Annotated in this window: 15 protein-coding genes; 14 read left to right on the top strand and 1 reads right to left on the bottom strand. The window is 71.4% G+C overall.

The window, feature by feature from the left end:
- Nucleotides 1-83: 83 nt before the first annotated feature.
- From ACFXGX_RS02540 to ACFXGX_RS02500, 9 genes are all read left to right on the top strand, one after another.
- Complete coding sequence (locus ACFXGX_RS02540) at nt 84-1,049, top strand: sugar ABC transporter substrate-binding protein (RefSeq protein WP_384783860.1); 966 nt, start codon at nt 84-86, stop codon at nt 1,047-1,049.
- A 228-nt stretch (nt 1,050-1,277) separates the two neighbouring features.
- Nucleotides 1,278-2,189: a LysR family transcriptional regulator gene (locus ACFXGX_RS02535; protein ID WP_384783858.1), complete on the top strand. Its 912-nt coding sequence runs from the start codon at nt 1,278-1,280 to the stop codon at nt 2,187-2,189.
- A 162-nt stretch (nt 2,190-2,351) separates the two neighbouring features.
- On the top strand, nt 2,352-3,272 hold the full coding sequence (locus tag ACFXGX_RS02530) for a VOC family protein (protein WP_384783856.1): 921 nt from the start codon (nt 2,352-2,354) through the stop codon (nt 3,270-3,272).
- A gap of 86 nt (nt 3,273-3,358) precedes the next feature.
- A complete protein-coding gene (locus ACFXGX_RS02525; protein ID WP_384783854.1) occupies nt 3,359-4,807 on the top strand; it encodes an NAD-dependent succinate-semialdehyde dehydrogenase in 1,449 nt (482 codons plus the stop codon).
- A 5-nt stretch (nt 4,808-4,812) separates the two neighbouring features.
- Entirely contained in the window at nt 4,813-5,613 is an 801-nt protein-coding gene (locus ACFXGX_RS02520) for a fumarylacetoacetate hydrolase family protein (protein WP_384783852.1), read from the top strand.
- The gene (locus tag ACFXGX_RS02515) at nt 5,610-5,981 is read left to right on the top strand and encodes a VOC family protein (RefSeq protein WP_384783851.1); all 372 of its coding nucleotides are present in this window, start codon (nt 5,610-5,612) and stop codon (nt 5,979-5,981) included. Before ACFXGX_RS02520 ends, ACFXGX_RS02515 begins: the two co-directional genes overlap by 4 nt.
- A 50-nt stretch (nt 5,982-6,031) precedes the next feature.
- The gene (locus tag ACFXGX_RS02510; protein WP_384783849.1) at nt 6,032-6,814 is read left to right on the top strand and encodes an alpha/beta fold hydrolase; all 783 of its coding nucleotides are present in this window, start codon (nt 6,032-6,034) and stop codon (nt 6,812-6,814) included.
- Nucleotides 6,811-7,533 (top strand): heme-binding protein, encoded by a 723-nt coding sequence (locus tag ACFXGX_RS02505; protein WP_384783847.1) that lies wholly within the window; start codon nt 6,811-6,813, stop codon nt 7,531-7,533. Before ACFXGX_RS02510 ends, ACFXGX_RS02505 begins: the two co-directional genes overlap by 4 nt.
- A 3-nt stretch (nt 7,534-7,536) precedes the next feature.
- The gene (locus tag ACFXGX_RS02500) at nt 7,537-8,559 is read left to right on the top strand and encodes a methionine synthase II (cobalamin-independent)-like protein (protein WP_384783845.1); all 1,023 of its coding nucleotides are present in this window, start codon (nt 7,537-7,539) and stop codon (nt 8,557-8,559) included.
- Between the two features lie 98 nt (nt 8,560-8,657).
- Here ACFXGX_RS02500 and ACFXGX_RS02495 read toward each other — a convergent pair whose 3' ends face one another.
- The gene (locus tag ACFXGX_RS02495) at nt 8,658-8,945 is read right to left on the bottom strand and encodes a putative quinol monooxygenase (RefSeq protein WP_384783843.1); all 288 of its coding nucleotides are present in this window, start codon (nt 8,943-8,945) and stop codon (nt 8,658-8,660) included.
- Nucleotides 8,946-9,152: 207 nt separating this feature from the next.
- On the opposite strand from ACFXGX_RS02495, the gene ACFXGX_RS02490 reads away from it, so the two are divergent.
- The 5 genes from ACFXGX_RS02490 (at nt 9,153) to ACFXGX_RS02470 (ending at nt 15,678) form a co-directional block, all read left to right on the top strand.
- A complete protein-coding gene (locus ACFXGX_RS02490; RefSeq protein ID WP_384783841.1) occupies nt 9,153-10,601 on the top strand; it encodes an aldehyde dehydrogenase family protein in 1,449 nt (482 codons plus the stop codon).
- 32 nt (nt 10,602-10,633) lie between these two features.
- Complete coding sequence (gene lhgO / locus ACFXGX_RS02485) at nt 10,634-11,845, top strand: L-2-hydroxyglutarate oxidase (protein WP_384783839.1); 1,212 nt, start codon at nt 10,634-10,636, stop codon at nt 11,843-11,845.
- A 131-nt stretch (nt 11,846-11,976) separates the two neighbouring features.
- Nucleotides 11,977-12,837: an amidohydrolase family protein gene (locus ACFXGX_RS02480; RefSeq protein WP_326789632.1), complete on the top strand. Its 861-nt coding sequence runs from the start codon at nt 11,977-11,979 to the stop codon at nt 12,835-12,837.
- Between the two features lie 13 nt (nt 12,838-12,850).
- Nucleotides 12,851-14,584, top strand: a complete 1,734-nt coding sequence (locus tag ACFXGX_RS02475; protein ID WP_384783837.1) for a thiamine pyrophosphate-dependent enzyme — start codon at nt 12,851-12,853, stop codon at nt 14,582-14,584.
- 20 nt (nt 14,585-14,604) lie between these two features.
- The gene (locus ACFXGX_RS02470) at nt 14,605-15,678 is read left to right on the top strand and encodes an Ldh family oxidoreductase (RefSeq protein ID WP_384783835.1); all 1,074 of its coding nucleotides are present in this window, start codon (nt 14,605-14,607) and stop codon (nt 15,676-15,678) included.
- Nucleotides 15,679-15,712 lie beyond the last annotated feature (34 nt).

Raw genomic sequence — 15,712 nt, 5'->3', positions numbered from 1 at the left:
CCCGCACGGCGCAGGCGATTTCCTTCTCCGCTTTCCGAAGGCGATCCGCCCTGCCCTCTTCCCGTCATGAAAGGCGTACGACCATGAGACTTTCCGTCCGTTCCCGCCGCGCCCTGATCGCCGCGGCCGCCGGTACCACCCTGGTGCTGAGCGGCTGTGCGAAGAACGACAACACCGGTTCGGCCGGGGCGAGTTCCGGTTCCGTCACCCTCGGATTCGTCAACGGCGCCGACACCGCGTTCCACACCTGTCTGCAGAAGGCCGTCGAGCAGACGGCGAAGTCGGAAGGCGCCAAGGTCTACACGGCCAATTCCCACCAGAACGCCGGGACCGAACTGTCCAACATCGAGGACATGATCTCCCGCGATGTCGACGCGCTGATCGTGCAGACCGTCAACGTCGACTCGCTCGACGGCGACATAGCCAAGGCCAAGGCCTCCGGCATTCCGATCTACCTGACCTCCGTCGCCCCCAACGAAGCGAACGACATCCTCGGCGCGGCCGTCGTCGACCTCCAGAAGGTGGGCGCCCTGGACGCCGACTGGGTCGGCAAGGACGCCGACGGCGGGAACGTGAAGGTCGGTGTGGTCGCGGGAGCGCCCGGTGCGGCCTCCGACCTGCTCGTGGGCGGGTTCACCAACGAACTGCCGGCCACCGCGAAGGTCGTCGCGAACCAGCCCGGCATGTTCAACCCGGTCAAGGCCCAGGAGGTCGCCGAGAACATGATCCAGGCGCACCCGGACCTGGACTACGCCTTCGTCGCCAACGAGGAGATGGGCTTCGCCGTCCGCAAGGCGTTCGACGCCGCCGGCGCGAAGGACGTCAAGATCGTGACCGTCAACGGCACCGACGAGGGGCTGGCCGCCGTGAAGGACGGCCGGTTCTCCGCCACCGTGGCCAACTCGGCCATGGTCATCGGCCGGACGGCGGTGAAGAGCGCCATCGGTCTCCTGGGCAAAGAAAAGGTTGACAAGATTGCCAACATTCCACTTCTCTTGGTCACCAAGGACAACCTGACCAAGGCCCCGCAGTACTGCCCCACCTCATAGCGCCCGCACGGTGAGCGGCGCCTTCCTCAGCGCGTCCCGAGCCACCCGTCCCGTCGTCCCTGGAATGTCCTCGCAGAGCCGCCCGCAGGGGCATTCCGGACCGGCGCGACAAGGGCCCGCACCGCAGTGAGACCTGCCCCCTGGGGAAGGACGTACCGCCCGCACACCCGAACACCGGCACCGCCGCCGGGGCCCACCCCTGGCAGTCGTGGGCCTCCGGAGGGAAACATGGACCGCCTGCTCCTCATGCACAGCTTCGTCACCGTCGCACAGGTCGGCAGCTTCAACGGCGCCGCCAAGAAACTGGGCTCCTCCGGCTCCCTGGTCTCACGCCATGTCGCCGAACTGGAACGGCAGGTGGGCGTCAGACTGGTCAACCGCACGGCCCGTTCCGTCAGCCTCACCGAACCCGGGCAGCGCTACGCCGACTTCGCCGCGCGCATCCTGGAGGAGATCGAGGCCGAGGACGCGGGGATAGCCCAGCTCCACGACCGCGCCGAGGGCACACTCAGCATCATCTGCCCCAAATGGATCGGGAGTCTGGACCTCGGTGACGCGATAGCGGCGTTCTCCGCCTCCCACCCGAAGATCCAGGTCCGCTTCGAACTGGGCGGCATGTCCGACCGGACCTACGATTTCCTCGACAGCGGATTCGACGTGGCCTTCCACACCCGGGATCTCAGGGACTCCAGCGTCCGCCTCAAGAAGATCGCCTCACTGCCGTTCGTCCTGTGCGCCTCCGAGAAGTACCTCGAACGCGGGGGACCGCTCACCGAGCCGAACGAGATCGCCGCCCACGAGTGCCTCGTGCACGTCAACGACCCGGTCTGGCGCATCGGCCACGGCCACGCCTCCACCCTGCACAAGATCCGCAACGTCGCCTTCTCGTCGAACTCCTACATCGCCCTGCAGAAGGCCGCCGTACACGGACGCGGTATCGCCCTGCTGCCCCAGCGGCCGGCGTACGACGATCTCATCTCGGGCGATCTCCAGGTCCTGCTCCCCGAACTCGCGGTCCCCGAACGCCCCTTGTACGCGATCTACGGCCCCGGGCAGGGCACTCCGCGCAAGGTCAGCGTCTTCCTGGATTTCCTCACCGCGTGGTTCTCCCAGAATCCCATTCCGGCGATCCGCCCCTAGGAACCGCCCACGCGGAGTCCGAACGGAGCTGTCCGAGCGGACCTGTCCGCACGGCATTCCCCGGCCGCAAGAAACGATTGCGCATTCCGTCGAGCCCGGACCGTTGAGCCGGCCGGAGCCCGAAACCTACGCTCACCAGGCGACCCGCGAAACGAGGAACCCATGGGAATCCAGAGAATCGAATCGGTCACCTACGGCATCGACGACCTCGGCGAATGCGTCCGGTTCTTCGACGACTTCGGGCTCTTCCCGCAGGAACGGACCGACGAGCACGCGGTGTTCGAGACCCGCACCGGCCAGACCCTCCGCCTCGACACCGCACCGGGCACGCTGCTCCCGCCCCCGGTGGAGGACGGACCCACCCTGCGGGAAGTGGTCTGGGGCGTCGACACCCCCCAGGAGCTGGCGCGCCTGGTCGCCGCGGCCGGCCGTGACCGCCCGGTCCGGCAGGACGTCGCGGGGGTGTTCCACACCGTGGACGAGACGGGCTTCGGGGCCGGTCTGACCCTCGCCCGGCCCCGGCCCGCCGACGTCACGCCCCGGCCCGCCAACGCGCTGGGCAGCGTCACCCGCTGGAACACCGCGCTGGAACCGATCACCCGCGTCCGCCCGCTGCGCATGTGCCATGTGGCGCTCAACATCCGCAAGGAGGGCCGCGAGGAGGCCGTCGCCTTCTACGTCGACCGCCTCGGCTTCCGGCCGACCGACGTCGTCGAACCCATGGGCGTCTTCATGCGGGCACCGGGCGACGACGACCAGCACACCATGCTGCTCTGCCACCGCCCCGACAAGGCGGGCATCAACCACATCGCCTACGAGGTCCCCGGCTTCGACGACGTCGTCGAGGGAGGCAACCACATGATCGACCGGGGCTGGCGCGAGGCCCGCAGACTCGGCCGCCACACGGTCGGCTCCAACGTCTTCCGCTTCCTGCACGCGCCCTGCGGCGGGCGCGTCGAGTACGCCGCCGACATGGACCGGGTCGACGACTCGTACGAGACCCGCGTCCACACGACCACCCCGCCGCACCACATCTGGGCCCTGCGCACCAACCGCGACCAGCGGGACGCCTCCGCCTCTTGACCGGCGCCCGGCCCCCCGCCCCACCCCCGGCCTCCGCGCCGCGGGCTCCCACCGTCTCGTCCGCCGGCCTGAGAGGGCTCCCACCCATGACCACCGACCACGGCTATCCCGCCGTCCGCCTGCACATAGCGGGGCAATGGTGCCCGGGCGGCACCGGACGCACCGCCCCGATCGTCGACCCGGCCACCGAAGAGGTGATCGGACAGGTCCCCCTCGCCACCACCGCCGACCTCGACCGCGCACTCGACGCCGCCGCACGGGGATTCAGGACCTGGCGCGACACCCCCGTCGCCCGGCGCACCGCGATCCTGCACACCGCCGCCGACCTGCTCACCGAGCGGGCCGCCGAGGTCGGCCGGATCATGACCCTCGAACAGGGCAAGCCCCTCGCCGAGGCCACCGGGGAGGCACTCCGCGTCGCCGACACCCTGCGCTGGCACGCCGACGACGCCCGCCGCGCCTACGGCCGCATCATCCCCTCCGCCCCGGGCACCCTGCTGTCCGTACGCCGTGAACCGATCGGCCCCGTCGCCGCGTTCGTCCCCTGGAACTTCCCGGCCGGCGGACCCATGCGCAAGATCTCCTCGGCCCTCGCCGCGGGCTGCTCCATCGTCATCAAGGCCTCCGAGGAGACCCCGGCCACGGCCGCCGCCCTCGTCGGCTGCTTCGTGGACGCCGGACTGCCGGACGGCGTCCTCAACCTCGTCTTCGGCGAACCGGCCGAGGTGTCGGCCCACCTGATCGCCTCGCCCGTCATCCGCCTCGTCGCCTTCACCGGCTCGGTCCCCGTCGGCAAACTCCTGGCCGCCGCGGCGGGCGAGGTCATGAAACCGTCCCTGATGGAACTGGGCGGCCACGCCCCGGTGATCGTGTGCGCGGACGCCGACCCCGCCCGAGCCGCCCGCCGCGCCGCCCAGGCCAAATTCGCCAACGCCGGCCAGGTCTGCACCTCCCCGAGCCGCTTCCTCGTCCACGAGAGCCTCGTCGACGACTTCACCGCCGAGTTCGTGATGGCGGCCGAGGCGGTCGTCGTCGGCGACGGCCTGACCGAGGGCACCACCATGGGCCCCCTCGCCAACGAACGCCGGCTCCGGGCGATGCAACGCCTGACCGCCGACGCCGTACGCCGTGGCGCCACCGTCCGCACCGGCGGCGAACGCCTGGACCGCGCCGGCTACTTCTTCGCGCCGACCGTTCTCACCGACGTGGCCCCGGACGCGGACCTGATGCGCGAGGAACCGTTCGGGCCGCTCGCGCCCATCAGCGCGTTCGGCGACCTCGACGAAGCGCTGCGCACCGCGAACGAACTGCCCTACGGTCTCGCCGCGTACGGCTTCACCGAGTCCGCGGCCACCGCCGAACACCTGGTGCGCGAACTGGAGGCGGGCATCCTCTCGATCAACCACTGCGGCGGCTCGGTCCCCGAGGCACCCTCGGGCGGCGTCAAGGACAGCGGCTACGGCAGGGAGGGCGGACCCGAGGCGCTGGAGGCCTATCTGGTCACCAAGCGCGTCTCCCACCTTCTGGCGGGCTGACCACCATGAGGTACACCCGAGTGTCGGCCGGCGGCCGGGCGGTCTGGGGCCGCGTGAGGGAGGAGGACATCGAGCTGCTGTCCGGATCCCCCCTGAAGTCCATGGAGCGGCAGGGGTACGACGACGACCCCGGCCTCACCGTCATCGGAACCGTGCCCCGGGCCGAGGCCGTCTGGCTGCCGGCCGTCGTCCCGCCCGTGTTCTACGCCGTCGGCCTGAACTACCCACGCCACATCGCGCACTGCGGGGCCGAGGTCCCCGGGCGCCCCGAAGTCGGCTACCGGGCCAACAGCGCCCTCACCGGCCACGGATCGCCCATCGTCAAACCGGCCGACGTGTCCGGCCGGTTCGAGGCCGAACCCGAACTCGTCGCCGTCATCGGCCGAACGCTGCGGCACGCCACGTACGAGGAGGCCCGCGCCTCGGTCTTCGGCTGGACGATCGGCAACGACGTCAGCGCCCGCGACTGGCAGCACCGGGACCGCACGTTCTGGCGCGGCAAGAACAGCGACACGTTCAAGCCGATGGGTCCCTGGATCGAGACGGACGTCGACGCGCTCGCGCAGACGACCACGCTCCGGGTCAACGGCGAGGAACGGGCCGCGTTCCCGACCGGCGACATGGTCTTCGACCCCTTCGACTACATCGTCGAGATCACCCGGCACATCACGATGCGCCCCGGTGACGTGCTGTGGATGGGCGCCGAGTCGACCTGCCGGATCGAGCCCGGGGACAGAGTCGACATCGAGATCAGCGGCATCGGCGTGCTCTCCAACCCCGTACACCCAGAAGGGAATCCCCCATGAGCAAGGCACCGCTCTACATCCACCACGTCAACTTCCCCACCACCGACCCCGACCGCACCGCCGCGTGGTACACGAACGTCTTCGGGATGAAGCGCATCATGCCCAAGTCCAACACCCGGGTCGTCCTGATGACCCGCGGCAACTTCGACCTCCACTTCACCCCGGTCGAGGAGATGGAGCGCATGGCGCCCTACCACTTCGCCGTCGAGGTCGAGGACTGGGACGAGTTCCTGGCCCACCTCAAGGAACTCGGCATCCGGCACACCCGGCCGATCGAACGCCCCGAGAACCAGTCCAAGTTCTGCTACATCCACGACCCCGACCACACCATGATCGAGCTGGTCTTCCACGGCAAGCGCCCCCACTGAGCGCGCGCGGCCAGGATTCCCTCCCCCCGTACCTCCAGGAGTTCCCTCCCATGCCTTTCGCCGACTCCGACGGCACCTCCCTCTACTACGAACGTCACGGCAGCGGTCCGGTGATCCTCTTCGTGCACGGCAGCGGCGGCAACCACGCTGCCTGGTGGCAGCAAGTGGCCGCCCTGCGTGCGGAGTTCACCGTCGTCACCATGGACCTGCGCGGCTTCGGCAAGTCCGACTCCTCGATGCCGGAATTCGACGGCCAGGACTTCCCGGGCGATGTGCTCGCCGTCATGGAGGCCGAGGACCTCACCGATGTGGTGCTGGTGGGCCAGTCCATCGGCTCGGTGGCCGCCCTGCGCGCCGGCCTGCTGCGCCCCGACCGGGTCGGGGCCGTCGTCCTCGGCCACTCCCTCGGTGGCATCAGCCACCCCGAACTGCGCGAACTGGCCGCGGCCGACCGCGCCGAGGCCGTCAAGCTTCCCGTCATCGACCGGCTGCTCACCCGGCGCTTCCAGCAGGAGCACGCCGACCGCACGTTCCTCTTCCAGCAGATGGGCACCTTCAACGTCGCCAGGATGGCCGACCTGCGCAATCTCGACACCGACGGCCCCTCGCTGCGGGACATCGAGGAGTCGGGCGTCGAGATCGCCTTCCTCCTCGGCGAGAAGGACGCGGTGCTCAGCGTGAAGACCGTGACCCGCGCCCACGAACTGCTCCCGGCCTCCCGGCTGGAGATCGTCCCGGACGCCCCGCACTCCATGTACTGGGAGACGCCCGGCCCCTACAACCAGGCCGTCGCCCACCTGCGCCGCACCCTCGGACGGAAGGAAGCCGCATGAGCAGCCTCACCCTCGACGCCGCCGAGGAGATCGTCGCCGCCGCGCTGAAGCGGGCCCAGGCGCTCGGGAAGGCGGTCAGTGTCGCCGTGGTGGACGCGGGCGGCTTCGTCATCAGCGTCCGCCGCTGCGACGGCGCCCGTCCCCTCACCCCGGACATCGCCCGCGCCAAGGCGTACACCGCGGCCGTCATGCAGCGCCCCGGCAGGATGCTGAAGAAGTGGCAGGAGAGCCAGCCGGTGTTCTTCGCGCAGCTCTCCCAACTGCCGGGCGCCGCCCTGCCGATCATGGCGACCGAGGGCAGCGTCACCATCAAGAGGGACGGCGAGATCATCGGCGGACTCGGCATCGCGGGGGGCACCGCGGACGAGGACCAGCAGGTCGCCGACGAGGTCCTCGCATCCCTCGGCTACGAACTGGAGTTCGCGGCCTGGGGCGTCGCGGGCACGGCGGCCGGCGACCACGAGAAGACCCGGAACACCGAGGACGCCGGGACGGCACGGAACACCGACGTCGCCGGGACGGCACGGAACACCGACGGCGCTGGGACGGCACGGAACACCGACGGCGCTGGGACGGCACGGAACACCGACGGCGCCGGGGCGACCCGGAACACCGACGGCGCCGGGGCGACCTGGAACACCGACGGCGCCGGGGCGACCTGGAACACCGACAGCGCCGAGAAGGCACGGAACGCCGAGAACGCCGAGAAGGGTGCCTGAGCCATGGCGGACACGTTCAACTACCGCATCGACCACCACGGCAGCCTGGTCCGCCCGGCCGGCCTCACGGACCCGGGCGACGATCCCGCGGCACTGGACGACGCGGTCAGGGAGGCGGTCGCCCTCCAGCGCACGGTGCGCTCCACCGTCGTCACGGACGGCGGTTTCCCGTACGAGGACTTCCGCGGTGCCGTCCTCGCCGCCGTGTCCGGTTTCCGCCGTACGGGGGACACCGGGCCCGACGGTCTGGCCCGCTGGGTGGCCGAGGCCCTGCCCAAGGCCGACGGCCCGCTGGCGGCCGACCGGGCGGCCCGGCTCACCGAGCTGACGGTGATCGCGCCCAAGGTGTCCCTGCCCTCCCCGGCCTACCTCGCCGCCACCACCTTCGACCCCGCGCTCGCGGGCTCCGGCGGTCCGTCCTCGGCCCGAGAACTCGGCGAGGCCCTGGCGGAGATCGTCCACGCGGAGATCGAACTCCTCGTCTCCCGCGGCGTCCGGCTGATCCAGCTCGACAACCCCTTGCTGCTGGGCCAGTTGACGGCCGAGCCGGCCGCTCCCGGCGTGCTGGCCTTCGAGGACGCGCTCGCCGTGGAGGCCCTTGCGGCGCGCCTGGACGAACGTCCCGAGGGCGTACGGATCGGGGTCTGCCCCGGCCGGCGGGCACCGGACACGGTGGACCGGGCCAGGGCCGAGCGGTTGTACGGCGAGGTCCCCGCCGACCGCTGGATCCTCCCGTACGACCGGGGGACGGCCGCCGAACTCGACCTGCTCAGGGCGCTGCCGGAGGACCGGGACGTGTGCCTCGGGGTCGTGGACGCGACCACTCCGGAACTGGAGGAGATCGACACGGTGCTGGCCCGGATCGACGCCGGCGCCGCGATCAAGGACATCGAGGACATGGCCCTCTCGCCGTCCCGCGGTTTCGCCGACGTCGGGGCGCGACCGCTCCTCGGCGCCGGGGACCAGCGCCGCAAACTGGTCCTGGTGGAGACACTCGCCCGGTACTGCTGGGGCAACGAGTTCTGATCACGCGGCCGAGTCGGCCGGGAGCCACGGGGGCCTCCCGGCCGACGGATCCTCGGGACCGGGACTCCCGCCGACGGGTTCAGAGCACGGCCGACGGTTCAGAGCGCCTCGGCGAACGTCACCGTGCGGTCCGTCAGCAGCGGCAGGACGATGCCCACGATGAACTCCGCGAAGTGGTCCGTCGCCCGGTGCGCCTCGAAGCCCGCGCGGTCCGTGTACCGCTCGTAGAGCACGAACGAGCCCGGCCTGTCCACCTCGGCGTGCACCTCGTAGGCGAGGTTCGCCGGTTCCGTGGGGGTCAGTTCGCGCATCCTCAGCAGCGCGGCGCGCACCGTGCCGGCGTCGGCGGGCGCGCAGCGGTAGTGGGCGACGACGGCGAATGCCATGAGTTTCCTCCGGAGGGGCGGGCTGTCGGGTCCGCCGATTCCAGCACGAATCCCCTGATGAGCGACCCGTGCGGCGCGCAAGCAATGTGTGCCGCCGCGGGACTGGCCGGCCCCGCCCCCGCTCGTGTGTTGTCGGTGCGGCCCCCAGGGCCGTCCCATCCGGTTGACCGCGGCCCCGCACCGCGGCGGACGAGAGAAGTGATCTTGATGCGAACCCTGGAAACCCTCATCGGTGGGGAGTGGCTGGCGACCGGCGCGTGGATCGACGTCCACGACCCCGCCGATCTGCGCGCCCCGGTGGCCCGCGTTCCCGCGCTGAGCGCCGCCGACGTCACCGAAGCCTACGGCCACGCCGAACAGGGCTTCGCGGTCTGGAAGCGCACCAGCCCCTTCGAACGCACCCGGATCATGACCGAGGCGGCCCGGCTGCTGCGCGAGCGCGTCGCCGAGATCGCCGAGGATCTGAGCACCGAGATGGGCAAGACCCGTGCCGAGGCGACCGGCGAGACCCTCAAGGCCGCCGACTTCCTGGAGTACTACGCGGGCATCGCCCGCCAGGGCTACGGGACGCTCGTGCACGACGTACGCCCCGACACCCGTACGCACCACCAGCGCGAGCCCATCGGTGTCGTCCTCGCGATCACCCCCTGGAACGACCCGCTGATCACCCCGGCACGCAAGCTCGCCCCCTGCCTCGCGGCGGGCGACGCGGCGATCCTCAAACCGGCCACCGACACACCGGGGGCCGCCCTGCACCTGGCCCGCGCCCTGCACGACGCGGGTCTGCCCGCCGGTGTCCTGGGCGTGGTCACCGGACGCGGCGCGGAGATCTCCGACGCGCTGCTCGGCGACCCGCGCCTGACCGCCGTCACCTTCACCGGCAGCAACGAGGTCGGCGAGGGACTGCGGGCCGCGCTCGCCCACACGAACGTCCGCTTCCAGGGCGAACTCGGCGGCAAGAACGCCACCGTGGTCCTCGCCGACGCCGACCTGGGCGCCGCCGCCAGGGCCGTGGCAGCCGCCGCCTTCGCGCAGGCCGGACAGCGCTGCACGGCCACCAGCCGGGTGATCGTCGAGCGGCCGGTGTACGAGGAGTTCACCGCGCTGCTCCTCGCCGAGACCGCCGCCCTGCGGGTCGGACCGGGACTCGCCGCCGGCACCACGATGGGTCCGCTGGTCAGCGCGAGGCAGCGGGACGGCGTCCTCTCCGACATCGAACGCGCCGTCGAGCAGGGCGCCACGGTCCTCGCGGGCGGGGACCGGCCCACGGACGAGGCGCTCGGCCACGGCTGCTACGTCAACCCGACCGTGCTCGGCGAGGTGCCCCCGGAGTCCGACATCTGGCGCGAGGAGGTGTTCGGCCCGGTCGTCGCGCTGCGCGCGGTGGACTCCTTCGACGAGGCGGTCGAGGCGGTCAACGACTCGGTCTTCGGCCTCGCCGCCGCCGTGTTCACCCGGGACCTGGGCGCCGCCCACCGGTTCGCGGACGAGGTGGAGTGCGGCCAGATCGCGGTGAACACCACCACCTCCGGCTGGGACGTCCACCACCCGTTCGGGGGCTTCCGCGACTCCGGCTCGCCGTTCAAGGAGCAGGGCGAGGAAGGGCTGCGTTTCTATACCCGGGTCAAGACCGTCGCCGTCCACTTCGGTGCCTGACGGGGCCGTGGGCGACGAGAGGAGGAGAGCGGATGGCTGACGAGACGATCGCCGTCGTCGGCGCCGGAATCGTGGGCCTGGCCACGGCACGCGAGATCGCGCTGCGCCGGCCCGGTACGCGTGTCGTGGTCCTGGACAAGGAGCACGAGGTCGCCGTCCATCAGACCGGCCACAACTCGGGCGTCGTGCACGCCGGCATCTACTACAGGCCCGGCAGTCTGAAGGCCCGTCTGTGCACCAAGGGCATGGCGATGATCCGGGCGTACTGCCACGACCGGAACCTGCCCTACGACGAGTGCGGCAAGCTCGTCGTCGCCGTCACGGACGACGAGGTGCCGCGTCTGGAGGCCCTGTACGCCACGTCCCTGGAGAACAGGGTGCCGGGCCTGCGCCGCGTCGGGGCGGGCGAGATCCACGAGATCGAGCCGTACGCCGTGGGCCGGGCGGCCCTGCACTCCCCGCGCACCGCCATCACGGACTACACGGTGATCGCCCGGTCGTTCGCGCGGGACGTCGTGGACTCCGGCGGTGAGGTGCGGCTCGGCTTCCCGGTCACCCGTGTCACCCGCCTCACCGGCGGCGGCGTCGAGGTCGCCTCCGGCGACGAGACCCTGCGGGCCGACCGCCTGGTGCTCTGCGCGGGACTCCAGAGCGACAGTGTCGCCCGGCTCGCCGACGACGGTGACGAGCCGCGCATCGTTCCCTTCCGCGGTGAGTACATGACCGTCACACCGAGCCGGGCGCACATGGTCCGCGGCCTCGTCTACCCGGTGCCCGACCCGCGTTACCCCTTCCTCGGCGTGCACTTCACCCGCCGCGTGAACGGCGAGGTCGAGGTCGGCCCCAACGCCGTCCTCGCCCTGGCCCGCGAGGGCTACCGCCGATCCGACATCGACGTCCGCGAACTCGCCCGTATCGCCCGCTTCCCCGGCATGTGGCGCCTGGCCAGGGAACACTGGCGCACCGGCGTCAAGGAGATACGCGGCTCACTGTCGGTGGAGGCCTACATGAAGGTCGCCAGGGCGTACGTCCCCGCCATCCACGCCACCGACGTGGTGCGCGGCGAAGCCGGCGTACGCGCTCAGGCGCTCGGCAGGGACGGCTCGCTGGTGGACGACTTCGTCATCCACCGCACCGGTGCTGTCACCGCCGTACGCAACGCGCCCTCGCCCGCCGCGACCTCCTCGATGGCGATCGCGGAACACATCGCCGACACCGTCCTCGGCGACGCCCGCGCAACCTGAACATGCCCTGTGCGCAGGGCACTTCCGCGCAAGAACTGCTTGCGCTCCCAGCGCTCGGCAAAGACCTCCCGCCGACCTAGCGTTCCCTCCGCACCACCCCGGCACCCCTCCGCAGAGAAACGGCAGATGACATGTTCGTTGTCGACACCCAGATCCACATCTGGAAGGAAGAGACCCCGGACCGCCCCTGGGTCCCGGGCGCACGGGAGCGCATCCGCCTCAACGGACACCGCGAGGACCCGTTCTCGTACGAGGAGGCCCTCGAGCTGATGGACGAGGCGGGCGTCAACCGGGCGCTGATCCTGCCCCCGTCCTGGGAGGGCAACCGCATCGACTACGCCCTCGAGGCCTGCGAGGCCCACCCGGACCGCTTCGGCATCATGGCCCGCGTCCCCCAGGACGACGCCGTCGAAGGCACCGCCATGCTGAAGGACTTCGCCCGGAACCCGCACATCAAGGGGACCCGGCTCACCTTCCACCGTCCGCAGGACCGCAACTGGATGATCGACGGAACCAACGACTGGTACTGGCCGATCGCCGAGGAACTCGGCATCCCCACCATGGTCCACGCCCCGATCTGGAAGCGCGAGCTCGGCGAGATCGCCGCCAAGCATCCCGGCCTGAAGATCATCATCGACCACATGGGCATCATGGCCCGCTGCGTGGACGACGCGATCGGCTACTGGGTCCAGGAGACCGCCGACCTGGCCGTCCACCCGAACATCTACGTCAAGGTCTCGGCGCTCCCCGGCTACTCGACGCAGCCCTTCCCGAACAAGAACATCGAGAAGTACGTGCGCGAGATGGTCGACAAGCTGGGCCCCCAGCGGTGCTTCTACGGCACCGACATCACCCGGCTGCTCGGCCACGGCATCACCTACACCGACACCATCGAACAGTTCACCCAGCACTGGGACTTCACGCCCGAGGAACTGGAGTGGATCCTGGGCCGCGGCATCTCCGAGGTCCTCGACTGGCCGATCGAAGGCTGAGGGCACACCTGAGATGACGGACACCGAGAACACACCGGGTGCCGGCGGCGGGGACGGCGGTGAAGCGCTCGTATCGGCCTTCAACGCCGTCGGCGCCGACTACGTCTTCTGCTCGTCGGGGTCGGAATGGGCCCCGGTCTGGGAGTCCCTGGCCCGGCGCCACCGCGACGGCGAGCCCGCCCCGCGGTATCTGGACCTCACCCACGAGACGGTCGCGGTCGGCATGGCCACCGGCTACGGTCTCCTCGCACGCCGCCCGCAGGCCGTGCTCCTGCACGCGGCCCCCGGCCTGCTCCAGGGTTCCATGGCGGTCCACGGCGCCCTGCTCGCCGGCGTCCCCATGGTGGTCGCCTCCTCGGAGTCGACGACCTACGGGGACGGACCCGGACAGGACCCCGGCGGTCAGTGGTACCGCAACCTGTCCGTCGTCGGCGGACCGCACGGCATCGCGCAGCCGTTCACCAAGTGGTCCAACGAGGCCGCGGGGGTGCACACCCTGCCCGCCATGGTCACGCGGGCGGCCGAACTGGCCTGGCGGGCACCGGCCGGACCGGTCTACCTCAACATCCCGCTGGAGATCCTGCTGGAGGAGTGGGACGGCCGCGAGGCCAAGCCGGTCGTCCCACCGGGCTCGACCCACAGTTCCCCCGAAGAGGTGGACCTCGTCGCCGAGTTGATCCGCGAAGCGGCCGGCCCGGTGGTCGTCACCGAGACGGCCGGCCGTGAGGCGGGCGGCTTCGAGGCCCTGGTCGCCCTCGCCGAGGCCTGGAACATCCCGGTCGTCGAACCCGACTCGGCCGTGTGCGGCAACTTCCCGCGCACGCACCCGCTCCACGCGGGCTCGGACATCGGCCCCTGGATGGACGAGGCCGACCTCATCCTCCTCGTCAACTGCCGTGCCCCCTTCTACCCTCCGTCGCGCCGCCCGTCCAAGGCACGGATCGTGGTCGTCGACGAGGTCCCGCAACGGCCCCACGTCGCCTACCAAGTCCTCTTCGCCGACCACTATCTGGAAGGAAACGTCGCCAACACCCTGCGCCAGCTCACCAAGCGGGCGCACACCCGCCCCCTCGGCCCCGCGGCCACGGCCGCCGTCACCGCGCGCCGGGCGGAGCACGAGGAGCGGCACGCGGACGAACAGGCCGCCATCGCCGCCGCCGAGGCGAAGGCGGCCCGGTCCGAGGGAGTCGACCCCGTGCACGTCGCCGCCACCCTGCGCGGGCTCCTGGAGGGCCAGGACGCGATCGTCGTCGACGAGACGATCACCCACAGCCGCGTCGTCAAACGCCATACGCGGACGGCCGCCCCCGACTCGTACTTCTACGTCCAGGGCGGACTCGGCCAGGGCATCGCGGTCGCGCTCGGCGTCAAACTCGCCGCCCGCGAGCGGCCCGTGGTGCTGACGATCGGCGACGGCGCCTTCACGTACAACCCGGTCATCCCGTCGTACGACGCCTCGAACGCGTACGGACTGCCGCTGCTGATCGTGGTCTTCAACAACCGTGTCTACAAGTCGATGAACCTCAACCACCGCAGGTTCTACCCCGAGGGCGCGGCGGCCGAGACCGGCGAATGGCTCGGCACCGATCTGCGCAGGCTGCCCCGGCTCGCGGGGTTCGCCGAACCGTTCGGCATGCACACCGAGACCGTCGACGCGCCGGACGCGCTCGCCCCCGCCCTGGAGCGCGCGCTCAAGGCGGTCGCGGAGGGCACCACCGCCGTCGTCGACGTCCTCGTCACCCGCTGATCCAGGAGGCACCCGCCACCATGACCGACACACCGACACCCCGGCCGGGCAAGGTGCTCGTCCCCGCCGACGGGCTGCGCGGCCTCGCCGCCGCGCTCCTGGAGAAGGGCGGCCTCAGCCCCGAGCACGCCCGTACCACCGCCGACGTGTTCGTCTGGGCCGCGCTCCGGGGCATCGACTCCCACGGCGCCGCGCGCGTCCCCGCCTATCTGGAACTGCTCGCCAAGGGAGTGGCCAACGCCCGTCCCGAGATCACCGTCGAGTCGGGCGGCACGGCCGTCGCCGTCCTCGACGCGGACCGCGCACCCGGCCCGGTGGCCCTCACCGCGGCGGCCGAGGAGGCCGTCGCCCGTGCCAGGGCGAGCGGAGTGGCGGCCGTCGGCGTACGACGCACCGTGCACACCGGGGCCATCGGCCACTACGTCTCGAAGATCGCCGAACAGGGCCTGATCGGCATCGCGTTCGTCGCCGGCATGCCCAACATGGGCTACACCGGGGTCAAGGGAGCGGCCGTCGCGACCAGCCCGCTCGCCGTCGCCGTACCGGCGAACAGCCATGCCCCGCTGCTCCTGGACATGGCCACCGCCACCATCGCCCTGGGCCGGATCAGGCAGGCCAGGGCGAACGGGACCGCGCTGCCCGAGGGCGCCGCCGCCACCGCGGACGGCACCCCCACCACCGATCCGGAGAAGGCGGTCATGCCGCTGCCCCTGGGCGGCGCCAAGGGGTCCGGCATGTCGCTCGCCTTCGAGCTGCTGACCAGCGTGCTCGTCGGCGCGCCCATCTTCGCCGCCTTCCACTCCGACGATCCAGCGGGCCGCGAGCACCGCCAGAACGCCCTGATCGTCGCGATCGACCCGGCGGCCTTCGGCGACGCAGGCGCCTTCACCGACGCCGTCGACGCCACGCTCGCCACGCTCAAGGCGCTCACCCCGGCGGACGGGGCGCGGGGCGTGTTCTACCCGGGGGAGCGCAGCGCCTCGGTCGCCGCGGTGCGCGCGGGGGAGGGGGTGCCGGTGGCGGCCAAGGTGTGGCGCGAACTGACCGAGCGCGCGGCCGCGTTCGGTATCGCCGTGCCCGAAATCCGGGGGTAGCTGCCGGACGTCCGTACCCCGAGCGGCCCGGTGC

The organism is Streptomyces sp. NPDC059371, assembly GCF_042751995.1.
Lineage (GTDB): Bacteria > Actinomycetota > Actinomycetes > Streptomycetales > Streptomycetaceae > Streptomyces.
This window is presented reverse-complemented; position numbering and strand designations above follow the sequence as displayed.

Bases quoted from the DNA above. Each gene is read 5' to 3' on its own strand.
- ACFXGX_RS02480 (WP_326789632.1), top strand. From the start codon at position 11,977: ATGTTCGTTGTCGACACCCAGATCCACATCTGGAAGGAAGAGACCCCG.
- ACFXGX_RS02475 (WP_384783837.1), top strand. From the start codon at position 12,851: ATGACGGACACCGAGAACACACCGGGTGCCGGCGGCGGGGACGGCGGT.
- ACFXGX_RS02490 (WP_384783841.1), top strand. From the start codon at position 9,153: ATGCGAACCCTGGAAACCCTCATCGGTGGGGAGTGGCTGGCGACCGGC.
- ACFXGX_RS02510 (WP_384783849.1), top strand. From the start codon at position 6,032: ATGCCTTTCGCCGACTCCGACGGCACCTCCCTCTACTACGAACGTCAC.
- ACFXGX_RS02505 (WP_384783847.1), top strand. From the start codon at position 6,811: ATGAGCAGCCTCACCCTCGACGCCGCCGAGGAGATCGTCGCCGCCGCG.
- ACFXGX_RS02525 (WP_384783854.1), top strand. From the start codon at position 3,359: ATGACCACCGACCACGGCTATCCCGCCGTCCGCCTGCACATAGCGGGG.
- ACFXGX_RS02500 (WP_384783845.1), top strand. From the start codon at position 7,537: ATGGCGGACACGTTCAACTACCGCATCGACCACCACGGCAGCCTGGTC.
- lhgO (WP_384783839.1), top strand. From the start codon at position 10,634: ATGGCTGACGAGACGATCGCCGTCGTCGGCGCCGGAATCGTGGGCCTG.
- ACFXGX_RS02520 (WP_384783852.1), top strand. From the start codon at position 4,813: ATGAGGTACACCCGAGTGTCGGCCGGCGGCCGGGCGGTCTGGGGCCGC.
- ACFXGX_RS02470 (WP_384783835.1), top strand. From the start codon at position 14,605: ATGACCGACACACCGACACCCCGGCCGGGCAAGGTGCTCGTCCCCGCC.
- ACFXGX_RS02530 (WP_384783856.1), top strand. From the start codon at position 2,352: ATGGGAATCCAGAGAATCGAATCGGTCACCTACGGCATCGACGACCTC.
- ACFXGX_RS02540 (WP_384783860.1), top strand. From the start codon at position 84: ATGAGACTTTCCGTCCGTTCCCGCCGCGCCCTGATCGCCGCGGCCGCC.
- ACFXGX_RS02495 (WP_384783843.1), bottom strand. From the start codon at position 8,945: ATGGCATTCGCCGTCGTCGCCCACTACCGCTGCGCGCCCGCCGACGCC.
- ACFXGX_RS02535 (WP_384783858.1), top strand. From the start codon at position 1,278: ATGGACCGCCTGCTCCTCATGCACAGCTTCGTCACCGTCGCACAGGTC.
- ACFXGX_RS02515 (WP_384783851.1), top strand. From the start codon at position 5,610: ATGAGCAAGGCACCGCTCTACATCCACCACGTCAACTTCCCCACCACC.